The organism is Nonomuraea sp. NPDC049624 (assembly GCF_040675255.1).
In the GTDB taxonomy this organism is placed as follows: domain Bacteria; phylum Actinomycetota; class Actinomycetes; order Streptosporangiales; family Streptosporangiaceae; genus Nonomuraea.
Genome location: NZ_JBFAOR010000001.1, coordinates 993,214 through 1,018,004, shown reverse-complemented (window position 1 = coordinate 1,018,004; position 24,791 = coordinate 993,214). Strand labels below are relative to the sequence as shown.

At 70.2% G+C, this 24,791-nt stretch carries 22 protein-coding genes and 1 tRNA gene; 5 read left to right on the top strand and 18 right to left on the bottom strand.

Annotated elements, in window-relative coordinates; genetic code table 11:
* Positions 1-5 precede the first annotated feature (5 nt).
* The 9 genes from AB0J76_RS05345 to AB0J76_RS05305 all read right to left on the bottom strand — a co-directional run bounded on the left by AB0J76_RS05345 (position 6) and on the right by AB0J76_RS05305 (position 10,719).
* Complete coding sequence (locus AB0J76_RS05345) at positions 6-1,238, bottom strand: enolase C-terminal domain-like protein (protein WP_352318574.1); 1,233 nt, start codon at positions 1,236-1,238, stop codon at positions 6-8.
* Positions 1,235-4,195, bottom strand: coding sequence for a glycoside hydrolase family 38 C-terminal domain-containing protein (locus tag AB0J76_RS05340; protein ID WP_352318572.1), 2,961 nt, complete (start codon positions 4,193-4,195; stop codon positions 1,235-1,237). The genes AB0J76_RS05345 and AB0J76_RS05340 overlap by 4 nt, the downstream gene beginning before the upstream one ends.
* Positions 4,196-5,005, bottom strand: a complete 810-nt coding sequence (locus AB0J76_RS05335; protein WP_352318570.1) for a carbohydrate ABC transporter permease — start codon at positions 5,003-5,005, stop codon at positions 4,196-4,198.
* Complete coding sequence (locus AB0J76_RS05330) at positions 5,002-5,847, bottom strand: sugar ABC transporter permease (RefSeq protein WP_352318568.1); 846 nt, start codon at positions 5,845-5,847, stop codon at positions 5,002-5,004. Before AB0J76_RS05330 ends, AB0J76_RS05335 begins: the two co-directional genes overlap by 4 nt.
* Complete coding sequence (locus AB0J76_RS05325) at positions 5,847-7,097, bottom strand: extracellular solute-binding protein (RefSeq protein WP_352318566.1); 1,251 nt, start codon at positions 7,095-7,097, stop codon at positions 5,847-5,849. Before AB0J76_RS05325 ends, AB0J76_RS05330 begins: the two co-directional genes overlap by 1 nt.
* A gap of 34 nt (positions 7,098-7,131) precedes the next feature.
* Positions 7,132-7,827, bottom strand: a complete 696-nt coding sequence (locus AB0J76_RS05320) for a FadR/GntR family transcriptional regulator (RefSeq protein ID WP_352318565.1) — start codon at positions 7,825-7,827, stop codon at positions 7,132-7,134.
* 60 nt (positions 7,828-7,887) lie between these two features.
* A complete protein-coding gene (locus AB0J76_RS05315) occupies positions 7,888-8,439 on the bottom strand; it encodes a DUF305 domain-containing protein (protein ID WP_352318563.1) in 552 nt (183 codons plus the stop codon).
* Positions 8,440-8,621: 182 nt separating this feature from the next.
* Positions 8,622-9,746, bottom strand: a complete 1,125-nt coding sequence (locus AB0J76_RS05310; RefSeq protein WP_352318561.1) for a serine hydrolase domain-containing protein — start codon at positions 9,744-9,746, stop codon at positions 8,622-8,624.
* 124 nt (positions 9,747-9,870) lie between these two features.
* Positions 9,871-10,719 carry a helix-turn-helix transcriptional regulator gene (locus AB0J76_RS05305; RefSeq protein WP_352318559.1) on the bottom strand — a complete coding sequence of 283 codons (849 nt, stop codon included), beginning with the start codon at positions 10,717-10,719 and terminating at the stop codon, positions 9,871-9,873.
* A 103-nt stretch (positions 10,720-10,822) separates the two neighbouring features.
* On the opposite strand from AB0J76_RS05305, the gene AB0J76_RS05300 reads away from it, so the two are divergent.
* Entirely contained in the window at positions 10,823-11,596 is a 774-nt protein-coding gene (locus AB0J76_RS05300; RefSeq protein ID WP_352318557.1) for an alpha/beta hydrolase, read from the top strand.
* 84 nt (positions 11,597-11,680) lie between these two features.
* Here AB0J76_RS05300 and AB0J76_RS05295 read toward each other — a convergent pair whose 3' ends face one another.
* Positions 11,681-12,187: an RICIN domain-containing protein gene (locus AB0J76_RS05295; protein WP_364388830.1), complete on the bottom strand. Its 507-nt coding sequence runs from the start codon at positions 12,185-12,187 to the stop codon at positions 11,681-11,683.
* Positions 12,188-12,320: 133 nt separating this feature from the next.
* Positions 12,321-12,965 carry a TetR/AcrR family transcriptional regulator gene (locus AB0J76_RS05290; protein WP_352318553.1) on the bottom strand — a complete coding sequence of 215 codons (645 nt, stop codon included), beginning with the start codon at positions 12,963-12,965 and terminating at the stop codon, positions 12,321-12,323.
* A 74-nt stretch (positions 12,966-13,039) separates the two neighbouring features.
* Here AB0J76_RS05290 and AB0J76_RS05285 point away from each other — a divergent pair, with 74 nt between their 5' ends.
* Together AB0J76_RS05285 and AB0J76_RS05280 are read left to right on the top strand one after the other, a co-directional pair.
* The gene (locus tag AB0J76_RS05285; RefSeq protein ID WP_352318551.1) at positions 13,040-13,750 is read left to right on the top strand and encodes a carboxymuconolactone decarboxylase family protein; all 711 of its coding nucleotides are present in this window, start codon (positions 13,040-13,042) and stop codon (positions 13,748-13,750) included.
* 103 nt (positions 13,751-13,853) lie between these two features.
* The gene (locus AB0J76_RS05280; protein ID WP_352318549.1) at positions 13,854-14,630 is read left to right on the top strand and encodes a methyltransferase domain-containing protein; all 777 of its coding nucleotides are present in this window, start codon (positions 13,854-13,856) and stop codon (positions 14,628-14,630) included.
* Positions 14,631-14,658: 28 nt separating this feature from the next.
* Here AB0J76_RS05280 and AB0J76_RS05275 read toward each other — a convergent pair whose 3' ends face one another.
* From AB0J76_RS05275 to AB0J76_RS05265, 3 genes are all read right to left on the bottom strand, one after another.
* Positions 14,659-15,069, bottom strand: coding sequence for a hypothetical protein (locus AB0J76_RS05275; protein WP_352318547.1), 411 nt, complete (start codon positions 15,067-15,069; stop codon positions 14,659-14,661).
* 102 nt (positions 15,070-15,171) lie between these two features.
* Positions 15,172-15,248, bottom strand: a tRNA-Thr gene (locus AB0J76_RS05270).
* Positions 15,249-15,305: 57 nt separating this feature from the next.
* On the bottom strand, positions 15,306-16,877 hold the full coding sequence (locus AB0J76_RS05265) for an alpha/beta hydrolase (RefSeq protein WP_352318545.1): 1,572 nt from the start codon (positions 16,875-16,877) through the stop codon (positions 15,306-15,308).
* 171 nt (positions 16,878-17,048) lie between these two features.
* Between AB0J76_RS05265 and AB0J76_RS05260 the strand changes: the two genes are divergently transcribed.
* A complete protein-coding gene (locus tag AB0J76_RS05260; protein ID WP_352318543.1) occupies positions 17,049-18,881 on the top strand; it encodes a glycoside hydrolase family 15 protein in 1,833 nt (610 codons plus the stop codon).
* Between the two features lie 14 nt (positions 18,882-18,895).
* Here AB0J76_RS05260 and AB0J76_RS05255 read toward each other — a convergent pair whose 3' ends face one another.
* Positions 18,896-20,281: an MFS transporter gene (locus AB0J76_RS05255; protein ID WP_352318542.1), complete on the bottom strand. Its 1,386-nt coding sequence runs from the start codon at positions 20,279-20,281 to the stop codon at positions 18,896-18,898.
* 278 nt (positions 20,282-20,559) lie between these two features.
* Positions 20,560-21,078: a hypothetical protein gene (locus AB0J76_RS05250; RefSeq protein WP_352318540.1), complete on the bottom strand. Its 519-nt coding sequence runs from the start codon at positions 21,076-21,078 to the stop codon at positions 20,560-20,562.
* A gap of 747 nt (positions 21,079-21,825) precedes the next feature.
* Here AB0J76_RS05250 and AB0J76_RS05245 point away from each other — a divergent pair.
* A complete protein-coding gene (locus AB0J76_RS05245) occupies positions 21,826-22,056 on the top strand; it encodes a hypothetical protein (RefSeq protein WP_352318538.1) in 231 nt (76 codons plus the stop codon).
* A 162-nt stretch (positions 22,057-22,218) separates the two neighbouring features.
* Here AB0J76_RS05245 and AB0J76_RS05240 read toward each other — a convergent pair whose 3' ends face one another.
* Together AB0J76_RS05240 and ricT are read right to left on the bottom strand one after the other, a co-directional pair.
* A complete protein-coding gene (locus tag AB0J76_RS05240; RefSeq protein ID WP_352318536.1) occupies positions 22,219-23,394 on the bottom strand; it encodes an AI-2E family transporter in 1,176 nt (391 codons plus the stop codon).
* A gap of 502 nt (positions 23,395-23,896) precedes the next feature.
* Entirely contained in the window at positions 23,897-24,754 is an 858-nt protein-coding gene (gene ricT, locus AB0J76_RS05235) for a regulatory iron-sulfur-containing complex subunit RicT (RefSeq protein WP_352318534.1), read from the bottom strand.
* Between the last annotated feature and the right edge of the window lie 37 nt (positions 24,755-24,791).

The following is a 24,791-nucleotide window of genomic DNA, read 5'->3' as shown; positions in this document are numbered from 1 at the left end:
GCCAATTATGGGGCAACGTCCACCGAGATCGCGGGGTCGGCGAAGCGCTCGTTCGGGACGGTGGCGTACCAGCCGGGACGCCCCGGGTCGCGGTCGTAGGGATAGCCGCCGGTCTCCCGGTAGAACTCGGCGTAGCGGGCCACGCGATCGGGGTCGAGACGCACCCCGAGCCCCGGCCCGGAGGGCACGGCGATGGCGCCGTCCGCGTACGGCAGCCGGCCGCCCTCGATCACGTCGTCGCGCAGCTGGTGGTAGTGGGCGTCGGCGGCGTAGGTGAGGTTCGGCAGCACCGCGCCGAGGTGCAGCATGGTCGCGAGCTGGATGCCGAGCTCGCCCGAGGAGTGCACGGCCACCCCCACCTGGAACGTGTCGCACACCCCCGCCGCCTTCACGCACGGCCGGACCCCACCCCAGAACGTCGTGTCCAGCAGCACCACGTCGGCGGACCTGCGCAGCACGTTGGAGGCGAGCTGCTCGAAGTTGACGACCACCGTGTTCGTGGCGAGGGGCACCCTGACCTGCTCCCGGACTGCCCTGAGCCCTTCCATCCCCCAGACCGGGTCCTCCAGGTAGTCGTTGTTCAGCCCCTCGATGGCCCGGCCGAACCGCAGGCCCTCGGCCACCGACAGGACGGCGTTGGGGTCGTACCTGAGCCGGTCGGCCGGGAACGCCTCGGCCAGGGCCCGGTAGCACTCCAGCTCGTAGTCCGGCGGGAAGACGCCGCCCTTGAGCTTGTGCACGGTGAACCCGTGCGCCTGCTTGAGCCGGGCGGCGTGCTCGACGAGCTGGCCGGGGGTGCGGATCTCCGGGTGGCCGTCGGCGGCGTAGCGGAAGAACAGGTAGGAGGCGAACGGGACCCTGTCCCGCAGCCGCCCGCCCAGCAGGTCGTGGACGGGCACGCCGAGGTGCTGCCCGACGAGGTCGAGGCAGGCGAACTCGACGGCGGCCAGGAGCTGGGTGCGGTTGTTGTAGAGCGAGGCGGTCGGATTGGCGATCTTGAAGCGCAGCGCCTCCAGCTCGAACGGGTTGTGCCCCTTCAGGTACGGGACGAGCGCCCGGAAGGCCGACTCCGCGCTCTCGCCCCCGCCGCCCATCTCCCCCAGGCCGACCAGCCCGTTGTCGGCCTCGACCTCGACGATCGTGCGCACGAACCGGCCCCAGTGGGCGCCGTTGCTGTGCCGCAGCGGCGCCTCCAGCGGGACGGCGACCGTCGTGGCCCGGATGTCAACGATCTTCACGCGCGCTTCCCTCCGACGACGGCGACCCCGCAGGCGGGCAGCCGGACCTCGACCGGATCCCGTCCGGCGATCGTGACCGTCGCCGTCACCGGCTCGGCGGCCAGCGACTGCAGCCGGACCACCTGCTCGCCGTCCACCCGGCCGATCGAGGTGATCAGCACGTCGGGGTGGTCCACCGAGGCGTAGGTCTCGGTGGCCCCGGGACCGCCGGTGATCAGCGCGCCGACGAACGGCTCGGTCAGCCCCGAGGCCGCCGCCGCGCCCAGCCTGCTGCCCTTGACGCCGGCCGCCGACGTGACGGCGTACCGGAAGGTGGTCTCGCCCTGCTGCTGGGCGGGGAAGTTGGTGTCCCAGATGTTGTTGAGCGCCCAGGAGTAGACCGTGCCGTCCTCCTGGTCGAGCGTGGGCGGGAACGGCGCGTACGGCATGTGGATGGTGCCGAGCTGCACCAGCGGCGCTTCCAGGGTGGCCCAGGCGACGGTCAGCTCGGGGTCCTCGAAGGCGATCCAGTGCCTGATCGGCAACATGTACTCGGCCGATCCCGGCACGCGCGGCACGCCGGGGCCGCCGACCCCGCCGGTCAGCTCCCAGGCCGTGGCCGGGCCGGTCGCGAACGGGAACGCCAGGAACACCGCCTCCTTGGCCGGGGTGCCCTGCTTGGCGAGCTGGTAGGTCAGGTCGAGCCGGGGGACGCCCCGGTGCAGCTCGATCGTGGTGCGCAGCCAGTCGACGCCCTTGCCCTGGAGCTCGACGACCAGCTTCTCGCCGACCGCCGTGCGCACGGCCCTGACGATCGTCGCGTTGCGGGCGATCGCCCGGTCTCCGAGGAGCGTCCTGTCGTGCGCCCCGACGTGGCCGGACAGGTGGTTGAAGTGCGGGGCGGTGGCGTAGCGGTCGTAGACGTACTGGCCGAAGCCGGCGGCGGCGTCGCCGTTGACCAGCTCACGGCCGGCGGACTTGTCGAAGATCGAGCTGATGTAGCCTTCGCGCACGTCGTAGGCGACCCGGTAGAACTCGTTCTCGATCACGCCGTCCAGGTCCGGCTCGACCGGCTCGGGGGCCTGGCCCGGCCCGCGGACGACGTCCAGCCGCGCGTAGCCGAAGCCGGGGACGTCCGGCACCACGGCGTGCACGTGCCGGCCGATCGGGCGGGTCGGCCAGTCGTCGGGGTCGACGTACTCCTCGTGGTGCGGCACGGTCTCGCCGGTCCGGGCGTCGACCAGCACGATCGGCACGTCCACGGCCACCACGTCGCGCGGCAGGAACGCGCGCACCACGTCGGTCCGTGCCCTGGTGCCGGGGTTGAAGACGGCGAAGGCGGCCAGCGCCGCGCCCTCCGCGTCCGGGCCTTTCGCGTCCGGGGAGGAGAGGGCGGCGGCGAAGCGGCGGGTGGCGGCGTGCAGCAGGTCGGAGGCGTCGTCCTGGGCCTGGTAGGCGCCCGACGACTTGCGGGTCCACTGCAGGCCGCCGGAGTCGCCCGCCTCCTCGGCGTCCTCCCACGGGTTGGCCGCTCCCCAGGTGTGCTCGTTGAACAGGGCGACCTTGTCGTAGGCCGCGTCGATCTCGTCCGTGGCGTCCGCGCCGGCGATCGTGTGCAGCGTCTCGGCCACGCGCAGGGCCGACTGGGCGCGGCGCACGTAGCCGAGCGGGCGGGCGCCCGAGCCGAGCCCGTCGGCCCACCAGTCGGTCCAGTCGCCCTCGTGCACGGCCAGGCGGTCGTGGTAGCGCTCCTCGACGTGCTCGAAGAAGTCGCTGTTGACCGCCGAGCGCAGGCGCGGCCAGGCCCACGTCTCGTTCCACCGGCGGGCGATGGAGGCGGGCACGATCGACGGCCCGGCGTTGTCGGCGTGCGCGCCCTGCACCCGCAGGTGCAGCACGTCCAGCTCGTACGGCTCGCGCGGCGCGTCCGGCCCCTGCCAGCCGAACGTCCCCGGCCCGTACGGGTAGCCCCGCGTGGCCAGCGCCGACAGGTAGCGCGGCAGCAGGTCGTCGGCCAGCTCGTAGGAGTCGGTCAGCCCGACCGTGTTGCCCTCCATGTACGCCATCCCGTGCGGCGTGTCGGTGAACCACACGAGCAGCTCGTTCCCGCTCGGCGCCCGCCACCGGAACGGCCTGGTCAGCTTGTCGCCGCCGTGCAGGTACGGCACCGACCGCCCGGCCCAGTTGTGCGCGGCGGCCAGGTAGCGCACGCCTGAGGCGTTGAGCGCGTCCACCAGGCCGACGACCGCGCCCGGCACGTCGGTGTGCATGGCGGACCTGGTGGCGAAGCCGTACCGGTCCTGGAGCTGGGCGGTGAAGCGGAGCTGGCGGTAGAGCTCCTCGGTCGAGCACGCCTCGGTGTGCAGCTGGAACGGCAGCGCGGTCACCTCGATCACGCCCGCCCTGGCCAGCGCGGCGAACGACTCGACCTGCCCGGCCGGCCGGGCGCCGAGCCATTTGAGCGCGGGCATCGACGACTCGACCGTCCAGCGGAACTTGGCGTCGTCCGGCCAGGAGGCGGTCTCCTCGGCCAGCCGCAGGGCCGCGTCGAGGTAGTCGAGGTGGTGGCGGAGCACCGTGCCCTGGGGGTCGGTGTAGCCGATGTCCAGGTGCGAGTGGTGCACGACGAACACGCTCCACTTGCGCTGCGGGGTTACCGTGACCTGCGCGCTGCCGACCACGCCGGCGTCGTCGCGGCACTCCAGGGTGAGCGTGCGCGGCGCGTCCACCTCGGGCACCAGCAGCGTCACGTCCGTGCCGGAGGCGCTGTCGACGCCCACCAGCACGTGGGTCAGGGGTTGCGTGCTCGACACCCGGACCGCCTGGCGGCCGTCGTGCGTGAACAGCGGCAGCACCGCGACCCGCACCTCCAGCCCGCGGGCGCTGATCACCGGTGTGGAGGTGTCGTTGCGCAGCGCCTGCCTGATCCCGTCGTAGTCGGGGCTACCCAGGCTCCGCTGCAGCAACCGGCTCGTCATCTAAACACTCCCTAGGGACAGGCCCCGTGCGAAGAGGCGCTGGGTGGCCAGGAACAGCACGACCGTCGGCAGCGAGACCACCAGGCCCGCCGCCAGGCCGACGGGGACCGGGGTGCCGGCGTAGACGTCGGTCATCAGCCCGGCCAGGGCGGTCATGACCGGCCGGACGCTCTGCGTCTGCGTCAGCGTCAGGCCGAAGATGAGGTCGTTCCAGATGAAGGTGAACTCCAGGATGAACACCGCCGTCAGCGCGCTGAGCGAGATCGGCAGGTAGATGCGCCAGAAGATGCGCCACGTGGACGCGCCGTCCATGCGGGCCGCCTCGAAGATCGAGAACGCCACCCCCGTGTAGAAGTTGCGCAGCACGAACGCGGCCAGCGGCACGTTGATCGCGGTGTAGATCAGGATCATGCCGAGCCTGCTGTCGTACAGGCCGGCGTCGCTGTAGCCGACGAACAGCGGCACCAGCAGCATCTGCGACGGGAACACCGTGCCGCCGAAGATCAGCAGGAACCACCAGAACCCGTGGCGCAGCCGCAGCACCACGATCGTGTAGCCGGCCAGCGCCCCGATCACCACGCCGAGCAGCGGCGAGACGACCGCGTAGAGCGCGGTGCTGGCCAGGCTGCCGGTCAGGTCGGCGCTGTCCAGGGCGCGGCCGAAGTTGTCCAGCAGCGCGAAGTCGCCGGACGGCGCCCACGCGCTGCCCGGGTCGTACGACGCGGCCGGCCTGGAGGCGTTGACGATGAGCAGGTAGGTCGGGCCGAGCCAGATCAGCCCGAGCACGATGAGCACGATCCGCCGGATCATCGCACCTGCCTCCTCAGGTAGAGGTAGGAGGCCAGCCCGGTGACCACGGTGAGCAGCACCGCGACCGCCGAGCCGTAGCCGTAGTCACTGGCCACGAACGTGTCGCGGTACATGGTCACCGCCAGCGTCTCGGAGTTGCGTCCCGGGCCGCCCTGCGTCAGCACCCACACGATGTCGAACGTCTTCAGGCTCGCCACCAGGGCCAGCCCGACCACGACCGCGGTCAGCGGGCGCATCAGCGGCCAGATCACGTGCCGGAACAGCCGCCAGCCGGAGGCGCCGTCCAGGCGGGCGGCCTCGATCGGCTCCTTGGGGATGGACTGCAGGCCCACGACGAACAGCAGCGTGTTCACGCCGAGCTGCTGCCAGGTCCACACCAGCAGCATGGCCAGCGTGTTGTCCGGCGCGACCTGCAGGAACGCGGTGTCCACGCCGAGCAGCCGGTTGGCGATGCCGTCGTGGGACAACACCGGGCTCCACACCATGGCCAGGCCCGCGCCGCTCAGCGCGTACGGCAACATGAACGGCACCCGGTACCAGGCGCCGCCCTTGATGTCGTAGGACAGCACCGCGACCAGCAGGCCGAGCCCGACCGGCAGCACCATCGTGCCGGCCACCCAGATGAGCGTGTTGCGGGTCGAGGTGAGCAGCGCGGGGTCGTCCAGCAGCTTGACGAAGTTGTGCACGCCGACCCACGCCGGGGGCTCCAGGCCGTCGTAGCGGGTGAGGCTCAGGTAGGCCGTCCACAGGAACGGCGCGTAGAGCAGCCCCGCGACCAGCACGGCCGCGGGCGCCACGTAACCGTGCCTGAACCGGCCCAGCATCGGGGTCCGGGCGCCCATCACTGATGCGTGGCCCAGTACTCGTCGGCGGCCTTCTGGATGGTGTCCAGCACTTCCTTGTACGAGCCCGGCTCGGTGACGAACTTGCCGAAGCCGTCGAGCGCGGCGGTCAGCACCGGCGGCGGCGTGGCCTCGAAGTAGCGGTTGACCAGGCGGTACTTGCCACCGCCCGCGTCCTTGGTGACCGCGCCGAGCGCTTCGTCGGCGATCTCGACCTTCGGGTTGGCGCTCACGTCGCCCCTGGTGGTGGCCCACTTCTTCTGGGCGTCGGCGGTGGTCCACCACTTGAGGTACTTCATGCTGGAGTCGGGGTCGGCCCCCTTGGTGAGCGAGCACAGCGGCCCGCTCTCGAAGATCATCGAGGTCTTCGGCAGCGCGGGGTTGACGTTGGGGATGACGAAGAACCCGTAGTCGGTGCCGGACTTCAGGTCGCGCTGGGTCATGCTGGTGCTGAACCAGGTGCCGAAGGAGACCATCGCCGCCTTGCCGGTCTTCATGACGTCCCCAGGGTCGGTCTTGTCACCCGGGTTCATGAAATATCCGGCGTCGATGAGCGACTTCCACTTCTCCATCACCTGCACCACACCCGGGTCGGTGTACTTCGCCTGGCCCGTGGACAGCCGGTCGTACAGGTCGGGGTCGGAGCCGGCGAGAAGCTGCTCGAACCAGACGAAGGAGAACAGCACGCTGGTGTGGTAGAAGGCCTTGACGCCGTTCTTCTTCAGGGTCTCGGCGGCCTGGACCAGCTCGTCCCACGTCTGCGGGGGCTTCAGGCGGTACTTGTCGAAGATCTTCTTGTTGTAGAACATGCCCCAGTAGGCGACGTTCATCGGCACGCAGTACTGCTTGCCGCCGATGGTGTAGTACGGGGCGAGATCCTGCGACAGGTCGCCCGCCTTGATCGCCTCCTGCCAGACGGCCGTGGTGTCGGCCACCTGCTTCTGCTTGACGATCTCCGCCAGCATCCCCCCGGTCTGCCAGGTGAACAGGTCGGGCTTCACGTCCGTGCGGAACGACGCCTTGATGAAGGCCTGGTACTGCGCGGAGTCGGTGTATCCCGTCGGCTTCATGCCCAGGCCGATCTGCTGCTTGGACAGCGCGCCCATCTCGTCGAAGTATTTCGTCCAGGCGCCCTTGTCGTTGTAGAGCGTCAGTTCGGTCTTCTTCTTCGGCGCCTCGGCGCTGTTGCCGCCGCAGGCGGTCAGGACCAGCGCCGCCACGCCGAGCGTGGCCACACGTGACCGGAACATGGCCGGCCTCCTTGCTCTTTCGGGGGGACTTGCTCTATCTGGGCGGCAACCTCTGCTCGACGACGGTCCGGACGTCGACCAGATGGGCCCGCATGCGCGCCTGCGCCTCGGCGGCGTCGCGCGCTTCGATGGCCTCCAGGATGGCCAGGTGCTCCTCGTAGTCGCGGCGCCGGTCGTCGAAGATCTGCAGGATCTCCCGCTGCTCCGGCCCGTGGACGGTGAGCAGTGAGTCGACGACCTCGTGCAGCACGCTGTTGCCCGCCATCCGCGCGGTCGCCCGGTGGAAGGACATGTTGGCCTCGTGCAGCTCGGCGTCCTCGCCGCGCAGGTGCCGGCCGGCCTGGTCGAGCACCCGCTTGAGCGCGGCCAGCTCCGCGCCCTCGGCGTGCTCGGCGGCCATGGCGGCCAGCGGCGGCTCGATCACGATGCGCGCGCCGAGCAGTTCGAGGAGCTGGGCGGCGTGCATCTCGCGCATGTTGGGGTTGGGCAGCACGAGCCGCTCGATGTCGGCGCCGACGTAGATGCCCGAGCCGTGCCGCAGCTCGATGGCTCCGGTGGCCTCCAGCCTGCGCAACGCTTCGCGCAGCGTCGGGGTGGTGACGGCGAAACGCTGGGAGAGCTCCCTGGTGGAGGGCAGCCTGTCGCCCGGCCGGTGCCCTCCACTACGGATGAGCTCCAGCATGCGCTCGGTCAGAGCGTCGGAAAGCGTCGGCCGCGCAACCTCGGACATATCAAGTGATATAATCACTTATTCCGACGCACGTCTACGCCGACCGGGGATCTCCCCCGATCAGCGCTTGAGCAGGTCCTTCATCAGGTCGATCTGCGCCTTGCGGGACGCCTGCACCTGCCCCGCCCACTCCTTGACCTCCGGGTCCGCGCCGGAGGCCACCTCGGTGTCCGCCATCTTGATCGCGTCGCCCTGGTGCGCGATCAGCAGGGTCATCAGGTCGTGCTCGAAGGACTTCGACTTCTTCAGCGCCCTGATCTGCCTGCGGTCGGTCTCCGGCATGCCGCCGTGGTGGTCATGGGAGCCGGACGCGGCGGTGAGCGGCTGTTCCCAGGCGTACAGCCAGCGCAGCATCATCTCGACCTCGTCCTGCTGCGTGCTGGCCACGGCGGCCACCAGGATCCGGAGCTGGTCGTTGGTGGCCCGTTGACTGCCGAGCTTGGCGATCTCGATGCCCTGCCGGTGGTGCTGCACCATCATCTGCACGAACATCACGTCCTGGGCGTTCACCGGCGGGGCCTGGGCCCCGGCCGCCCCGCAGGCGGTGGCCAGCAGGAGGCACAGGGCCGCCAGGACGAGCTTCAGGGCGCCGGATCGGGGGGTAGCGGCCACTCTGCGCGCCTTCCATTAAAAAGGAAACCTTCCTAAGAGTTAGACGATTTCCCCTGAGCGCGCAAGGGCCCCTGTCAAGGCCGACGGCCGCCGGCCGTCGGCGCGGCGGGCCGGCATCGGGCCGACGCCCGTCGGCGGGGCGGGCGGGCATCGGGCCGACGCCCGCCGTCCGGCCCGGGTCCCTAGGACGCCGTCCCGTCCCCGCCGGCGGCGCCGCCGAAGACCTCCTTGATCAGCCGCTGCACGACCTCCTGGAACGCCGCGGCCTGGGACATCGCGGCGTCGTCCACGTAGGTCACCGAGGCGGTCAGGGTCCTGCGGCCGTCGGGCGTGCTGTACAGCAGCGCCGCCGAGCCCGAGATGCCGCCGTTGTGGGTGATGAGGGTGCCGGTGTCGGGGTCGGCGTCCTGCACGAACACCCCCAGCCCGTAGCCGACCTTGGGATGCGCGTCGCGCATCGCGGCCAGCAGCGAGGGCGGCAGGAGCCGCCCGCCCATCAGCCCGGAGATGAACGTGTGCAGGTCGCGGGTGGTCGAGATCATGTCGCCGCCGGTGGAGATCCAGGAGGGGTTCTGACGGGTGACGTCGACCGTCTTGTCCTGGCCGTCCTCCTCGTAGCGGTAGTAGGCGTGGGCGTGCGGCCCGGCGATCTCGGTGTCGGTGTCCGGCACGACGGTGTCCGGCAGCCCGAGCGGGTCAAGGACGCGCAGCCGCATCTCCTCGGCCAGCGAACGGCCGGTGACCTTCTCGATCAGCAGCCTGACCAGGACGTAGTTGGTGTTGGAGTAGCTCCAGTCCGCCCCCGGCTCGAAGCGGGCGGGCTTGGACAGCGCGAGCCGTACCAGCTCCTGCGGCTGGTAGGTCTTGAAGCGGTTCTCCACCCACTCCTTGCCCGACCAGACGATCCCCGGCACGACGGTGCCGTCCTCGTAGTACTCGCCGGTGAAGTTGAACACGCCGCTGGTGTGCTGCAGCAACATCCGGACGGTGATCCGCCGGTCCAGCCCGAACTCGGGCAGGTGGTCGTCCACGACGTCGTCCAGGCCGAGCACGCCGTCGGCCACCAGGCTCAGGGCGAGGGCCGCGGTGAAGGTCTTGGTGACGCTGCCGACCCGGAAACGCCCGTCCGCCGGCGGCTCGGCGAGGCCGCCCAGCTCGCGCAACCCGGCGGTGCCGACCCACTCACCCCGCTCGTCGTTCACCCGCAGCTGCACGCCGACGAAACCGGCGTCCACGATCTCCTGGAGGATCTTCTGCAGCTCCGGGCGCTCGGCCACGTTGTTCACGGAAACGCTGTCGTTCGTCATGTTCGTACGCCTTTCAAGCCTTCGGGCCGACTCCCCGGACCGGTGATGGTTCAACCATCCCCGGCCGCGCTGACACCGGACCGTCGCCGTCCTGACGCGCCCGCTGACGCGGCGTCCCGTACGGCTACCGATGGCTCCGGTGCACGGTCTCCGGCCCCACCACCCGCAGCAGCTCCAGCGCCTCGAACGTCTTCGACCCGGGCGGCGGCGTGAAGATCAGCAGCCGCTGGTCCTCGGCCGGGGCCAGCAGCACCTCGTAGTCGAACTCCATCGCGCCGATGGCCGGATGCCTGACCCGTAGACGGCTGCTGCGGCGTACCGCGACCTCGTGCCGTTCCCAGAGCGAGACGAACTCCGGGCTGGCCCGGCGCAGGCGCTCGACCAGGGCCTGCGCCGGCTCGTCGTTGCCGCGGCGGACCACCGCCGCGCGCAGGTCGGCCACGTGCGCGCGGGAGCGCTCGGCGTGCTCCTCCTCCGGGTAGGCCTCGCGCCTGAACGGGTCGGTGAACCAGCGCCACACGATGTTGCGATCGGGCTCCTCGACGGTGCAGCTGCACCCGAACAGGGACTCGGCCATGGCGTTCTGCGCCAGCACGTCGCCCAAGTCGCTCAGCACCTGCGCGGGCGTCCCGACGAGACGGTCGAGCAGGTAGAGCAGGCTCGGCTTGACGTGCTCGCCCGCCCGCGGCCCGGCCGGCGGCCGGTGCCCGGCCAGCAGGTAGAGGTGGTCGCGTTCGTCGCTCGTCAGCCGCAGCGCCCGCGCCAGCGCGGCCAGCAGCTGGGTGGACGGCTGCGGGCTGCGCGCCTGCTCCAACCGCATCAGGTAGTCGGCCGACATGCCCGCGAGCAGCGCCACCTCCTCCCGCCTCAGCCCCGGCGTACGGCGACGCGGCCCCGAAGGCAGCCCCACCTCGCCGGGCAGCAGCCGCTCCCGCGAGCGGCGAAGGAAGTCAGCAAGCTCCGCACGATCCATGAGCCCATCCTGCAATACCGCGAAATATCGCAGTCCAGGACTGTCTGTCCTAGGGAATCCGGTCCGCTCCTCATCCGCGACGCCGACTGGCACGGTGGCGTCCATGACCCGACACCTGACCGTCTCCGGGACCCGCCTCGCCTACCGCACCGTCGGCGACGGCCCCGGCCTGGTGCTCCTGCACGGCACCGGCCCGGGTTCGTCGACCTGGGACGGCGTCGCCGAGCGCTTCGCCGACCGCAACACCGTGATCCTGCCCGACCTCGGCGGCAGCGACCTCGTCGAGGACGACGGCGCCCCCCTGACCGTCGAGGGCCTGACCGAGCAGCTCGCGGCCGTCATCGAGGACTCCGGCAAGGCCCCCGTGGACCTGCTCGGCTTCTCCCTGGGCGCGGTGATCGCGCTGTCCCTCGCCGCCACCCGCCCGGACCTCGTCCGCCGCCTGATCCCGGTCGGCGGCTGGGCCCACACCGAGGACGCCTACCTGCGCACCGCCCTGCAGACCTGGCTCGGCCTGGCCGGCACCCCGGACGCCTTCGCCCGCTTCGCCATGCTGACCGGCTTCAGCCGCCGCTACCTCAATTCCCTCGACGCCGAGGACCTGGAGAGCCGGGCGACGTACTTCCGGCCGCACCCCAACCGCCTGCGCCAGATCGACCTCGGCCGCCGCGTCGACCTCCGCCGCCTGCTGCCCGGCATCCAGGCCCCCACGCTGGTGGTCGGCGCGGCCCGCGACGGCCTGATCCCGGTGGAGAACTCCCGCGAGCTCCACGCCGCCATCCCCGGCAGCTCCTACCTCGAACTCGACACCGGCCACGTCTCCAGCGTCGAACGCCCCGACGACTTCGTGGCCCTCGTCCGCGACTTCACCGCCTGACCCTCGCCGCACCGGCGTCCGGCACAAGGACGGCGGGGGCCGGTCCGTCACCGCGGACCAGCCCCCGCCAGCGACCCCGCCGACTCAGACCAGAGTGTCCTTGATCTTTATCTGACCCGCGTCGATCACGAACTTCTGATTGTCGTTGTTGGCCTGACACTCCCACTGATAGATCCGGACCCCGTTGCCACGGTCATTGGTGACGTCCACACACATCGGCCGCGACGTCCCCAGAGTGTCCTTGATCTTGATCTGACCCGCGTCGATCACGAACTTCTGATTGTCGTTGTTGGCCTGACACTCCCACTGATAGATCCGGACCCCGTTGCCACGGTCATTGGTGACATCGACACACATCGGCCGCGACGTCCCCAGAGTGTCCTTGATCTTGATCTGACCCGCGTCGATCACGAACTTCTGATTGTTGTTGTTGCTCTGACACTCCCACTGGTAGATCCGGACCCCGTTGCCACGGTCGTTGGTGACGTCGATGCACATCGGGTTCGGAGCGGAAGCCGCGGCGGGCAGCACCAGACCCGCACTGACGGTGACGACGAGGACGGCTCCAGACAGAAGGCGACGAACCAGCATGAGTCCCTCCGAGGGTGCGTTGAACAGGGCTCATGCACCATGGCGCAACTCATGGTGTTCGATCAATCACCTTCCGTTTACAATCCCCTTCCCTCCTCCTGACACTCACAGTGAACCCACCCGCCCGAGGCGGTCACTCCGTCCGGCCCCCGGCGGCGAGTCCGACGAGCTTGGCGAGGAAACGATCGACCTGCTCCTCCAGCGGCGGCCACGGCAGGTCGGGCTGGTTGACCCGCATCGACACGGCCCCGTGCACCGCCGCCCGCAGATCCAGTGAGACCGCGGCGGCGTCGTCGGCCGGGGCGAGCCCGGCGTCGATGCATCGCTGCACCGCGGCGGTGGTGCGCTCGGCCAGCTCCTGCTTGAACGACATGGCCACCCGCTGGTTGAGCGTGCTCTCGTGCAGCACCTTGTACAGGCCGGGGTGCTGCTGGACCCACCTGCCCAGCAGCAGGACGCGGGCCCGCAGCCGCCCCGCCGGATCGGCGGCCCCGGCCTCGGCCTGATCGACGGCCGCCACGAGCTCGCCGTGGAACCTCTCCAAGGCGGCCAGCACGAGCGCGTCCCGGTCGGCGAAGTGGATGTACACCGAGGTCGCCGCGACGCCGACCTCCCGTGCCACCGCGCGCATGGACAGGGCCTGGTCGTCGCCGAGTTCGTTCAGCAGGCGCAGAGCGGCGGCGATGACGTCGTCCCGCAGGCGTTCGCCCTGACCTCGCGGATTGCGTCCCTGCCTGCCGCCGCGAGGGCCGGCCGGGGCGGAGGTGGTCTCGTCCATGAGGGCCCATTGTAGGCGGACGCTCGTTGCACTACAGTCGTAGCGCTACAGTCGTTCACATATGGAGGAGATCCATGGAAATCCAGGTGAAGGCGCTGGACCCGGTGTTCGCCGAGATGAGCGCCGCCACCGACCGCCTGCTCTGGGACGAGGTCCCTGAGCTCACCCGGCGCGAGAAGGTCCTGCTGTGCCTCACCGCCGACGTCTGCCAGCAGACTCTCGGCCTGCCCTTCGAACAACACGTGACGATGGCCGCCGACTGCGGCCTGTCGGCCGACGACCTGCGCGAGATGCTGTGCTTCGTCGCCTACGACAGCGGATACCCCGCCGCACTGACCGCCCTCGCCCGCCTGACCGAACTGGAACGGACGCACGCCCTGCCCACCCCCACCGGCCAGGGTCACGAGGTGAACGCCGACGGCACGGGCAGCCCGCTCCCGGAGGCGATGCGCCAGGCCGTGGCCGCCCTGGACCGGCCGTTCAGCACCTACATGGACCTGCAGTCCCGCATGCGCGCCGGCATGCAGCGGGTGTCGCCCCGGGAGCGGGCGTTCATCACGATGACCGTCGACGTGCTCTACCAGACCCTGGAGGAGAGCTTCCGCGCCCACCTGACCCGCGCCCTCGGCGCCGGCGCCACACCGGAGGAGGCCCGTGCCGTCGTGCGGTTCAGCGCGCAGTTCGGCATGACCAAGGCATGGCGCGCCATGCACGTGCTCAACGCCCTGCTCACCGAACTCACCACCCCCGAACCCGCGCCTCAGGAGCGCCGCTCCCGCATCTGACCGGCCTTTCCGCACTCGGCAGCCGCCTCGGGGACGTCACAGTGGGCGGAAGAACGAACGCGTAGGCTCTCTGCTGGTCTGACGGCATGCGGAGAGAGGCGCGATGACTTCTGGCTTCGCGGCAGGTGAGCAAGAGTGGCGGGCTCGTCTGGGGACACTCCAGCAGGTCGTCCGCCAGGAGCTGGTAGCCCGGCAGTTGGCGGCTCACCTGCCCGATGCGGTGCCGCAGCGGGTTCTGGACGTGGGCTGCGGCCAGGGAACCCAACTGCTGCGGCTGGCACGACGCGGACACGATGTGACAGGGCTGGACTCCTCGGCGACCCTCCTTGCCGATCTCCAGCGCGCCCTGACGGACGAGCCGGAGGACGTCCGGGGGCGCGTGCGGCTACTCCAAGGCGACGTACGGGACATCGCGACCTTGTTCCGGTCCGAGAGCTTCGACGTCGTGCTGTGCCACGGCGTTCTCATGTACTTCCCCGCCCCCGGGCCGCTGCTGGACGATCTGTCGCGACTGCTGACCACCGGGGGCCTGCTGTCCCTGCTGGTCCGCAACGGCGACGCCCTGGCGATGCGGCCCGGCCTGCTCGGCGACTGGGCCACAGCGCAGCGAGCCTTCCAGGAACTGACGTACGACAACCGCATCGGTGTCACGGCTCGCGCCGACCGCTTGGATGCCTTGACCGCCGCGCTCACCGACCGGCGGCTGAAGGTGCGCGCCTGGTACGGCGTACGCGTGTTCACCGACACCGCACCGGCCGACGCGGAACTCCCCGACGCCCAGGCTCTGACCGCGCTCCTGAACTGCGAGGAACAAGCCGGCGCCACAGACCCTTACCGACGCGTCGCCGCTCTGACCCACGTCTTCGCCGAGCGGACGTAGACCCGGGCTGGGCGCCGCACCTCCGTGATCAGTGAACCTGTGCCGTGGTGCGCTGACGCCCCTTCCTCACTCTCCGATCCCTGATCACCGCAAGCACAAGGACGTGAGTCAACAGGCCGATCCCCACGATCAGTCCTACGCCCTGAAACACAGGCGTCGTGTATTCACCGGACAGAGAGTTGAAGGCCAAGACGAACCCCAGGCAGAGCTGAGTCCCGCTCCCAAGCCGCGCCCGAACCCAGGGAATACTCTGCAGAACCGCCACCGCCGAGATGACATAAGCAGAGATCAGGAAGAACACGGCAACATCGCTCGGGGGATCCGCCAGCAACAGCGCCGTCCCGCCCACAAGGCCCACCCCTGACACTGCGACCACGATCACACGCTGCGGCACGGTCAGGGCACCGAACCCCGCCCTCTTCTGATCAACCAGCTCCACGCGCTCACTGTCCCACATCGCGACACCGTCCTGCGATGGGATCCTTGGTCGCCCAGTCACACACGCAGAAGCCCTCCACGAGATCGCGGAGGGCTTCTGAACTGGAGCCGCCTTGGGGATTCGAACCCCAGACCCCTTCATTACGAGTGAAGTGCTCTGGCCGACTGAGCTAAGGCGGCGTGCCTGTACGGCTTGCAAGAGTCTACAGGAGATCGAAGGGTTCTTGCTCCTCCCGATCACCGGATGCCCGGACAGATCGCGCCACCCTTCGGCGGCGCCCCCTCCACGAGATACCGGTCCACGGCGTCGTCCACACATGGGGAGCCGTTCCCGTACGCGGTGTGCCCGTCGCCGTCGTAGCTCAGCAGCACGCCGGACCGCAGCTCAGACGCCAGCGCCCGAGCCCACCCGTACGGCGTCGCCGGGTCCCCTCTCGTGCCGACGACCAGGATCGGAGGAGCCCCGGCGGCGGTCAGGCGGTGCGGCGAGAAGGTGGGCCGGGCCGGCCAGAACGCACACGGCAGGGACGACCACACGATGTACGGCCCGAACCGCGGCGCCCTCCTGGACGCCTGCGCCGCATCCTCCGCGAAGGCCGCAGCCGTCGCCGGATACGGGCCGTCGACGCAGTTCACCGCCAGGTTGGCCGCGAGCTGGTTGGAGTAGGTGCCGTCGTCCTGCCTGCCCGCGAGCTGGTCGGCGTTGCGCAGCAGGAGTGAGCCGTCGCCGTTCAGCGCCCGGCGTAGCGTCTCGGTGAGCTCCGGCCAGGAGGATCGGTCGTAGAGCGGCGTCAGCGTGCCGAGGGTGGCCAGCGCCTCGGTGACGCGCCGGCCGCCGCCGCCGTCCAGTGGCCGGGTGTCCGCGCGGCGGATCAGGGCCCCGACCTGGTCCATCGCCTCTTCGACCGTCCGGCCGGCGAACGGGCAGTCGCGGTCGCCCAGGCAGTCCTCGACGTACGCGCGCAGCGCCTCCTCGAACCCCACGGCCTGCTCGGTGTTCACCAGCACCCGCGAACCGGCCGGGTCGAGGGCGCCGTCCAGCGCGAGCGCGCGCACCTTGCCGGGGAACAGGTCGGCATAGACGGCCCCGAGAAAGGTCCCGTACGACTTGCCGAGATAGGTCAGTTTCCGGTCGCCCAGGGCCTGGCGCAGCAGGTCCAGGTCGCGGGCCGCGTCCACGGTGCCCAGGTGGGGCATGAGCCGGCCGGAGTGCTTCCGGCAGCCGTCCGCGAACCGCCGCGCAGCGGCCTCCAGCGCAGCCCGCTCCTCAAGGGTGTCGGGGGTGGTGTCCATGGCGACGAAGGCGTCGAGAGCCGCATGGTCGAGGCACTCGACCGGCGCCGACCGGCCGACCCCGCGCGGGTCGAACCCGACGACGTCGAACCGCTCCCGCACCTTCTCGCCCACCACCAGCCGGGCGGCCCTGGCGTACTCGACCCCGGACGCCCCCGGCCCACCCGGGTTCACCACCAGCGAGCCGATCCGGTCGCCCGTCGCGGGCAGCCGGACGACCGCCAGCTCAAGCCGCTCACCGTCGGGACGGTCGTGGTCGAGCGGCACCCGCAACGTCCCGCACTGGAAGCCGTCCCCGCAGTCGGACCAGCCGAGCCCCCGCCCCGCCCGCTCGTCCGGACGGCCACACCCACCGGCGAGAAGCACCGCCGGCACCACGACCCCGGCCACGACGCGGCGCAGCCACCGCGGGACGCGCCACGACCGGATCCGGCGGCACTGCGCGCCCCACCGTCGCGACGCGCCCGGCATGGGCAGCAGCAGGCCGAAGGCTCCTCCCAAGCGGTAGTCACTCACCACGCCAGCAAACCACCCCGGGGCCGAGGCGCACGGTCGTCACCCCGGATGACTTCCTGCGATACCAGGAGTTAGCCTGAAAAGACTGCTCCGTTCCCCCCGGTGACGGTCGCTCAGTCGACACGTCCGGAGGCAGTCGTCCGGTATGTCCGGCGAACAACGGAGGCATCGATGAACGGCTACCCGCAGATCGCGGACCACGGCATGATCGGAGACCTGCAGACCGCCGCGCTCGTCTCCAGCGACGGCACCATCGACTGGTGGTGCACGCCCCGGTTCGACTCCCCGAGCCTCTTCGCGTCCATCCTCGACAGCGGGCGCGGGGGCCACTGCCGGCTGGCCGCCGACATGGAGGGAAGCGACGAGGCGGCCGTCCGGCAGCTCTACCTGCCGGACACCGCCGTCCTCGTCACCCGCTTCATGGCTTCCGGCGGCGTCGGCGAGGTCGCCGACTTCATGGAACCGGACACCTCCACCACGCCTTCCGGCCGGCACCGCCTGGTGCGGTTCGTCCGGGTGGTTCGCGGGAGTCTGCCCTTCGTCTTCACCTGCCGTCCCCGCTTCGACTACGGACGGGCGCCGCACACCCTCGCCCTCGGCGACGCCGGATCAGCGGTCTTCCAGGGCCCCGGCACGAGCCTCCACGTGCAGGCCGTCGGCCCTGTCGCCCTGCGCCCGGACGGTGAGGACATCGTCGCGGGCTTCACCCTCCAGACGGGCCAGACCGCCGCGATCGTCCTGACCAGTTGCAGCGGCGATGACCAGGCCGTGCCGCCCGTGACCGCCGAAGGGATACGTGACAGCTTCGAGGCCTGCCGCGCCTTCTGGCACGGCTGGCTGCGGGCGTCCCGGTACCGGGGGCGCTGGCGTGACATGGTGAACCGTTCGGCGATCACTCTCAAGCTCCTCACGTACGCGCCCACGGGCGCCCCGATCGCCGCCGCCACGATGGGGCTGCCGGAGCAGATCGGCGGCGAACGCAACTGGGACTACCGCTACACGTGGGTCCGCGACGCCTCCCTGTCCGTCCGGGCCCTGATCGGCCTCGGCTTCGTCGAGGAGGCACAGGCGTTCCGTACGTGGCTGCGTGAACGGCTCGTCGTCGGCCGCGCCTCCGGTGAGCCGCTGCAGATCATGTACCGGATCGACGGGGATCCCCATCTAACCGAGGAAGTGCTCGACCATCTGGAGGGATACCGGCAGTCCCGGCCGGTACGGGCCGGAAACGCCGCCTCCGACCAGCTCCAGCTCGACATCTACGGTGAAGTAGCCGACGCCCTGGCCCAGTCCCAGGAGATCGGCGGCATCCGCGGCTGGCGGTCCTTCGCCAAGGTGCTCGACTGGCTGGCCGACACCTGGGACCGTCCCGACGAAGGCATCTGGGAGACTCGCGGCGGACGTCAGGAGTTCACCTACAGCCGGCTGATGACCTGGGTCGCCTTCGATCGCGGCATCCGGATGGCCACCACCCACTCGCGTCCGGCCGACCTCGTGCGCTGGATGAGTGTCCGGGACGCCGTCTTCAACCAGATCCTGGACCGCGGCTGGAGCCCTGACCGGCAGGCCTTCGTCCAGCACTACAGCACGAACGTGCTGGACGCCTCGCTGCTGCTCATGCCCCGGGTCGGCTTCATCTCCCCCCGCGACCCGGCCTGGCTGAGCACCCTGGACGCCATCGACGAGGAGCTGGTCAGCGACAGCCTCGTCTACCGCTACGACCCCGCCGCGTCCCCCGACGGCCTGCGCGGGTCGGAGGGGACGTTCAACCTGTGCACCTTCCTCTATGTCGAGGCCCTGGCCCGCGCCGGACGGCTGCAGCAGGCCCGTTACGCCTTCGACAAGATGCTCACCTACGCCAACCACGTCGGCCTGTTCGCCGAGGAGATCGGCCCGTCAGGCGCGCAGCTCGGCAACTTCCCGCAGGCGTTCACCCATCTGGCGCTCATCGCCGCGGCCGTCGCCCTGGACGAACAACTCGACCGCGCCGAACCGTACGGGCGGTAGACCCCGCGCCGGGGTCACCCGGGGTCGGCGGGGAGCCGGATCGCCGCGCCCAGGCCCACCAGGGCGAAGACGGCCAGCGCGATCATGGCGAGGGCATAGGACCGGTTCCCCTCGGCCAGCCCGGCGACGAGGATCGTGCCGGCGATCGCCGTCCCGAACGACGAGCCGAGATTGGACACGCTGCGCGACAATCCGGAGATCTCGCCCTGCTGTTCCTCGGGAAAGCTGGACTGCACGACGTTGACCGACGGCGTGAGCATCACGCCCACGCCCAGCCCGATCAGCAGCAGCCCCGGCACGAAGGCGACGACTCGCGACGACGCTTCGACCAGGGCCAGCAGGACGGCGATCCCGGCCACGGTCATGGCGAAACCCGCCGAGATCAGGCTCTTCTGGGAGTGCTTCCTGGCGAGCCGCTCCGCCGCCAGGGAGCTCACCAGGATCCCGGCGGTCGCCGCGGTGAAGACAACGCCCGTCTGGATGGCGTTGTACCCGCGGACCTTCTGCAGGAAGACCGCGACGACGAACGACGTCCCCATGAGGACCAGCCACTGCATGTTCTGCGTGACGAGGCCGAGATCGGACGTACGGTTCCGGAACAGACGCGTCGTGAGCAACGGCTCCTTCCCCGCACGCTCCCTGGACCGGATGTGCAGGAAGAACCAGACCAGGAATCCCACTCCGACGACGAGGAACGTCGTCATCAGCACGGCGTTCTTGCCGGCCTGGAGAATCCCGAACACCACGCAGAACATGCCGACGGCCGACAGGACCGCGCCGGCGGTGTCGAAGGGCCGGGCCGGATCCGGCGGCACCGGATCGGCGATCCGGCGGCTGAGGAAGACGATCACCGCGACCACCACCGCCTGGAAGACGAACGCCGCGCGCCAGGTGATCGCCGTCGCGATGAAACCGCCGATCAGCGGGCCCGCGGCCGCGCCGACACCCCCCAGCCCGCTGATCAGGCCGAAGGCGCGGGCCCGCGACCGCAGATCGTCGAAGGCCATCGTCGCGAGAATGTAGACCGGCGGGATCAGCAGCGCGGTCCCCACCCCTTCGAGAACCGAGTTGCCGAGGATCAGCACCCCGAGGCTGGGCGAGAACGCGCTGGTCAGAGCGCCGATCCCGTACAGGGTGAGGCCCGCGAGGAAACATTTCTTGCGGCCCCAGCGGTCGGTCAGCTTGCTGCACGGGATCATCAGCACGGCCATGATCAACAGGAAGAGCGTGATCGTGCTCTGCACGCCCCGCACCGTGGTGTTCAGGTCCCGGCCGATGTCATTGATCATCACGTTCATGTTCGAGCCGGCGAAGCTGCAGATGAACTGGGCGAGGGCCAGCGGGGCCAGCGGGCTCTTCGAGAAGGCGGCCGGGCTCCCCGGGGCTGCGGGTCCGGTCATGGTCCGCCCCGCCGTCGCGCTCGTCGAGCTCCATCGGTGGCCACGGGGTCGGCGCCTTCGCCGTACGGACCGGCGCCGGCCCGCTCAAGGACGGGATCGCCGCGGCACATCATCCACCTGCGCATGACCACCTCGATGTGAAACCGGCATGATGTTCGTCCCCTTCGGCCAAGCCGCCGCCGCCGTGAATGACCGGCCGCCTCCGCGGCCGCCGCGGATGACCAGCCGCCTGCGCGGCCGCAGCGGGCGTTCCGGCGGCCGTCCCGGCGGGCGTCCCGTCAATGGTGGAACGCGGCCTTCAGCACCACGATCACCAGCCCGAGCAGCAGATTGATCAAGCTCGTGACCAGCACCATCCGGGAGGAGGCGCCGATCCCCACGGCCGCCGCAGCCGACCAGCCGACCTGCCCGGCCACCGCGACACCGAGGGCCAGCCAGGCGGTGCCCTGCGGTTCGAGGCCCAGCAGCGGCCCGACGGCCACGGCGACGGCCGGCGGAACGGCCGCCGTGACGATCGGCCACTCCTCGGCGCAGGCCCGGCGGATGTCGGCCACGCTCATGCTCTGGAAGACCGCACGGGCGCCGAACAGGCGGGCGTGCACATGAGCGGCCCAGAACACCGTGCTGGTCCCCAGCAGCAGAATGATCATTTCCAGCCGCGGGAACCTGCCGAGCGACGCGGCGCCGGCCACCACGGAGGCGGCGAGCAGTGATCCGTAGACCGCACCGGTGTAGTCCCTGTGGGCGCCATCGGCCGGCGGCCGATGACCGTCGGCCGGATCGGGCACCTTCCCCATGACGACCTCTCTTGGTGGCGACCGCACCATCCTCGAACAAAGGGCCCTCAACCCTCACATTCACGACAAAGCGCACGCGCCGCGCTCACGCGACGAGACGGGTGCATCGCGGCCTCACGCGACAGGACGGGCTGCATCGCGCCCTCACGCGACAGGACGGGCTGCATCGCGCCCTCACGCGGCGGGGCGGGCGCGCTGCGCTCACGCGGCGCGGCTGGGCGCATGGCCGCCGCGCCGTCGGCGAGGCGCAGCCGTGCGCGCCGCGGATCCGTGGCGGTGTGCGGCATTCTGTTCACCGGGCGCCGATCCCCTCCATCATCTCGCGCGGTTGTGCCGCTTTCCGGCCGGACGGGCCCGCATCGACCCGGGACTCCCAGTGGAGACCCGCAACGGCCGCATCACGGCACACAGCGGCACATATGGCGGCATCGTCCTGCCAAGCCGCCGTCCATGCTTCTGATCCCCTGTTCCCGATCGGGCGGCCACCGCGATAAGGCAAAGATTTCCCTCGGCAGATCTGTGCATTTTTTCGAAAACAGCCCTCAGTGCGCCGAGAAAGCACTCGGCGGGCAAATCAAATCAGGGACTCTCCATGCACAACGTCGAGGATGAGCAGTCCCGGCTGCGGGGACCATCCACTTCGCCGACCTTCCGGCCAGGCGTGATGGAGGGACGTGGGCCGCCATGGGATGTCTGTTCGCGATCTTCGCGGGCCTCTTTCCGCGACTTGCCGTTTTCATCATCTGGGTGGCGCGGCCCGCTCTGGTGAGCGCCGCTTTCCACACGTGGATCTGGCCTCTCCTCGGGCTGATCTTCCTGCCGTTCACCACGTTGATGTACGTGATCCTGTACGTCCCCGGCGTCGGGCTGAGAGGAGCGGACTGGTTCTGGATCGCCGTCTCGGTCCTGCTGGACCTCTTCCACTGGATCGGCACCGCGAGCCAGCGTCGCCAGATCCCCGGCTATCCCCGCGGCTGACCGGCAGCCACTGTCCGTACCGCCGCCCACGTGCCACCGTGCCGGAGGGCCGCATCGGCCTCCGCCCGGCACCCCTTCCAGGCCTGCTCCGACTTCCAGGCCTGCTCCGACGCCCCCGTCCGCCACGCTGCCGGGACGATCGTCCGTCCGCGCGGGTCCACGTCACTTCGGCGGCGGCGAGCCGGGGCCGTCCCCCTTCGAAGACGCTCCCCCGCCTCCGCCCTTCGGCGGCGGGGATTCGGCGGCCATGGCCTCTCGCAGCTCCTGACGGGTGGCGAACGTGTCGATCAGCGACAGCAGCATGGCCACGATGGGGATGGCCAGCAGCGCGCCCATCGCGCCGAACAGCGACGCCCCCGCGATCACGGCTGCGAAGGACACCCCGGGATGGATGTCCACCGCCCGTGAGCTGATCTTCGGCTCCAGCGTCAGGTTCTCCACCTGCTGGTACAGGACACCCCACGCCAGCGCCGCCAGGCCGACCCAGGGACGTGACGAGACCAGTCCCACCACCACCGGCAGAGCGATGGAGATGTAGGTGCCGATGGTGGGCACGAGCTGGGCGACCAGCCCCGTCCAGGCGCCGAGGGCCAGCCAGGACGGCATGTCCAGCAGCAGGAACACCAGGGCCGACGCCGTGCCGTTGATGGCGGCCAGGATGAGCCGGGACGAGACGTATCCACCGGTCTTGATGGTGGAGACGTCCCAGACGCTGAGGAAGACCTGCTGGAACCGGCCGGGCAGCAACTGCGCGAGCCACCGGCGCAGCCTCGGACCGTCGGCCGAGAAATAGAACGTCAGCAGCGCCAGGGTGAACAGGTTGAACAGCGTTCCGGTCACCGTGCCCAGTAGACCCAGCACCCCGCCGAGCGCGCCCTGCGCGTACTCGGCCGCCTGCTGCGGGGTGAGCTTGATGGACTTGAGGATGTCGGAGATCTCATAGCGGGTGCCGAGCCGGGCGTTGACCCACTCCACGACGGCCGCGACGACGTCGGGCAGAGCCTTCAGCAGCACCGCGACCTGCTGCACGAACATGCTGCCGAACAGGATCATGAAGATCACGAAAGCCAGGATGAACAGCGTCATCACCAGCAGCGTCGCCCTTCCCCGGCGCATGTGCCGCGACATGCGCCGCACGGCGGGCTCCATGGCCAGAGAGAGGAACCACGCCATCACCAGCATGGCGACCAGCGCACCCGCGTCCGTGATCACGAACCGGACGAAGAACGCCACCGCGACGACGGCCGCCATGGCGAGCCCGGCACGCCAGACGTTGGCAGGTGAGAGCATCACCTGCACGGCGGGCCCGCCGTCGCTCGACTGCACCGGCTTGTTCATGACTCTCCAGAGATCTAGATCTCACCTCCGACGACCACGGTGACCGACGAGACCGCAGAAGACGACGAGTCCGGCCCTCACCCCAGGCGCACGGACACCAGCCCTCCGCACGTTCGCCCCATGGAGCCGGCGGCCCGATCCGCGTCCTACATGGAAGTGACGCACCCAACGTACGACGACCAGCCGCTCCAGCCCGGCATCTACTGCCCGACCGGCTTGTCCACCACCACCCACTCCTGCCGAACCGCCTCGCGCACCACCCCGCACCGGGACGGGGGGACGCGAGGCAGGGGGCGCGGGCGGGGCTAACGCCTTGCTTCGCCACTTCAGACGACCTCCGGAACCCAGCGCCTGACGCCTCAGGTGGGCCTGGAATTCCGGTGTGGCTGGTTGGGCGCTGGCCGCAGCCCCCGAACGTAGCCCCCACGGCCTCCCGTCGCCTTCCGGGAGGCCGTCAGCCGGTTACCGACCGGCCATGTGCGCCCCCGGGCCAGAACGTTGTCTAGACGTCCTCGCCGCCGGAAGGCGTGTGGTCGGGCGATTCCTCCCGGCTGCCGTACATCGTGTCGTGTTGGATGCGGGGGGAACACACCGACGCCGAAGGGCACGCGCAGCGCCTGCCACCGTCGTCCAGGCGCACCGTCACCGTGTCGGCGGGGACGTTGTGCCCGGTGACGACCCCGTCGCCCTGCGGCGTGCTGACCCGGCTCCCCGCGCGAGGCATTCTGTACCGGCTCTCGACGTACAACGGGTGCTCGTACTTCAGGCAGCACATGAGCCGCCCACACGCCCCCGCGATGCGCAACGGGTTGACCGGCAGGTCCTGGTCTTTGGCCATGCGCACGGACACGGGCTCGAAATCCTTCAGGAACGTGGCACAGCACAGGTCACGGCCGCAGGGACCGATGCCACCCTGCAGCCGCGCCTCGTCCCTGGGGCCGATCTGCCGCAGCTCGACCCTGGCCCGCAGGTTACGGGCCAGGTCGCGGACCAAGGCCCGGAAGTCGACCCGGTGGGGGGCCGAGAAGTAGACGGTGTAGACGTTGTCCTGGTCGAGATAGTCGATGCCGACGACCTTCATCGGCAGCGTGTGCCGTTTGATCAGCTTCTTGGACACGCTGCGGGCCTCGGCCCTGCGGCGTTTGTTGGACTCGTCACGCGAGAGGTGTTCCTCGCCCGCCGGACCCTCGCACACGGGCAGACCGTCGATGTCCTCGCTCGTGTACTGCGGCGCCCACACACACTCCGCCACCTCGGGGCCCGAGTCGGTCGGCACCAGCACCTTGTCGCCGACCTTGAAGGTGTGCCCGCCCGGATCGAGGTAGTAGAGCCTCCCGTAGCGCGTGAAGCTCACGGCCATGATCATTCCCATGGGCTAGAGCTCGCCTCCCTGACGG

Excerpts from the sequence above, each read along its gene's own strand:
- AB0J76_RS05250 (WP_352318540.1), bottom strand. The coding sequence starts at position 21,078 with ATGGGGAAGGTGCCCGATCCGGCCGACGGTCATCGGCCGCCGGCCGAT.
- AB0J76_RS05330 (WP_352318568.1), bottom strand. The coding sequence starts at position 5,847 with ATGGGCGCCCGGACCCCGATGCTGGGCCGGTTCAGGCACGGTTACGTG.
- AB0J76_RS05260 (WP_352318543.1), top strand. The coding sequence starts at position 17,049 with ATGAACGGCTACCCGCAGATCGCGGACCACGGCATGATCGGAGACCTG.
- AB0J76_RS05310 (WP_352318561.1), bottom strand. The coding sequence starts at position 9,746 with ATGACGAACGACAGCGTTTCCGTGAACAACGTGGCCGAGCGCCCGGAG.
- AB0J76_RS05280 (WP_352318549.1), top strand. The coding sequence starts at position 13,854 with ATGACTTCTGGCTTCGCGGCAGGTGAGCAAGAGTGGCGGGCTCGTCTG.
- AB0J76_RS05240 (WP_352318536.1), bottom strand. The coding sequence starts at position 23,394 with ATGAACAAGCCGGTGCAGTCGAGCGACGGCGGGCCCGCCGTGCAGGTG.
- AB0J76_RS05300 (WP_352318557.1), top strand. The coding sequence starts at position 10,823 with ATGACCCGACACCTGACCGTCTCCGGGACCCGCCTCGCCTACCGCACC.
- AB0J76_RS05320 (WP_352318565.1), bottom strand. The coding sequence starts at position 7,827 with ATGTCCGAGGTTGCGCGGCCGACGCTTTCCGACGCTCTGACCGAGCGC.
- AB0J76_RS05295 (WP_364388830.1), bottom strand. The coding sequence starts at position 12,187 with ATGCTGGTTCGTCGCCTTCTGTCTGGAGCCGTCCTCGTCGTCACCGTC.
- ricT (WP_352318534.1), bottom strand. The coding sequence starts at position 24,754 with ATGGCCGTGAGCTTCACGCGCTACGGGAGGCTCTACTACCTCGATCCG.
- AB0J76_RS05335 (WP_352318570.1), bottom strand. The coding sequence starts at position 5,005 with ATGATCCGGCGGATCGTGCTCATCGTGCTCGGGCTGATCTGGCTCGGC.
- AB0J76_RS05340 (WP_352318572.1), bottom strand. The coding sequence starts at position 4,195 with ATGACGAGCCGGTTGCTGCAGCGGAGCCTGGGTAGCCCCGACTACGAC.
- AB0J76_RS05255 (WP_352318542.1), bottom strand. The coding sequence starts at position 20,281 with ATGACCGGACCCGCAGCCCCGGGGAGCCCGGCCGCCTTCTCGAAGAGC.
- AB0J76_RS05305 (WP_352318559.1), bottom strand. The coding sequence starts at position 10,719 with ATGGATCGTGCGGAGCTTGCTGACTTCCTTCGCCGCTCGCGGGAGCGG.
- AB0J76_RS05290 (WP_352318553.1), bottom strand. The coding sequence starts at position 12,965 with ATGGACGAGACCACCTCCGCCCCGGCCGGCCCTCGCGGCGGCAGGCAG.
- AB0J76_RS05325 (WP_352318566.1), bottom strand. The coding sequence starts at position 7,097 with ATGTTCCGGTCACGTGTGGCCACGCTCGGCGTGGCGGCGCTGGTCCTG.
- AB0J76_RS05285 (WP_352318551.1), top strand. The coding sequence starts at position 13,040 with ATGGAAATCCAGGTGAAGGCGCTGGACCCGGTGTTCGCCGAGATGAGC.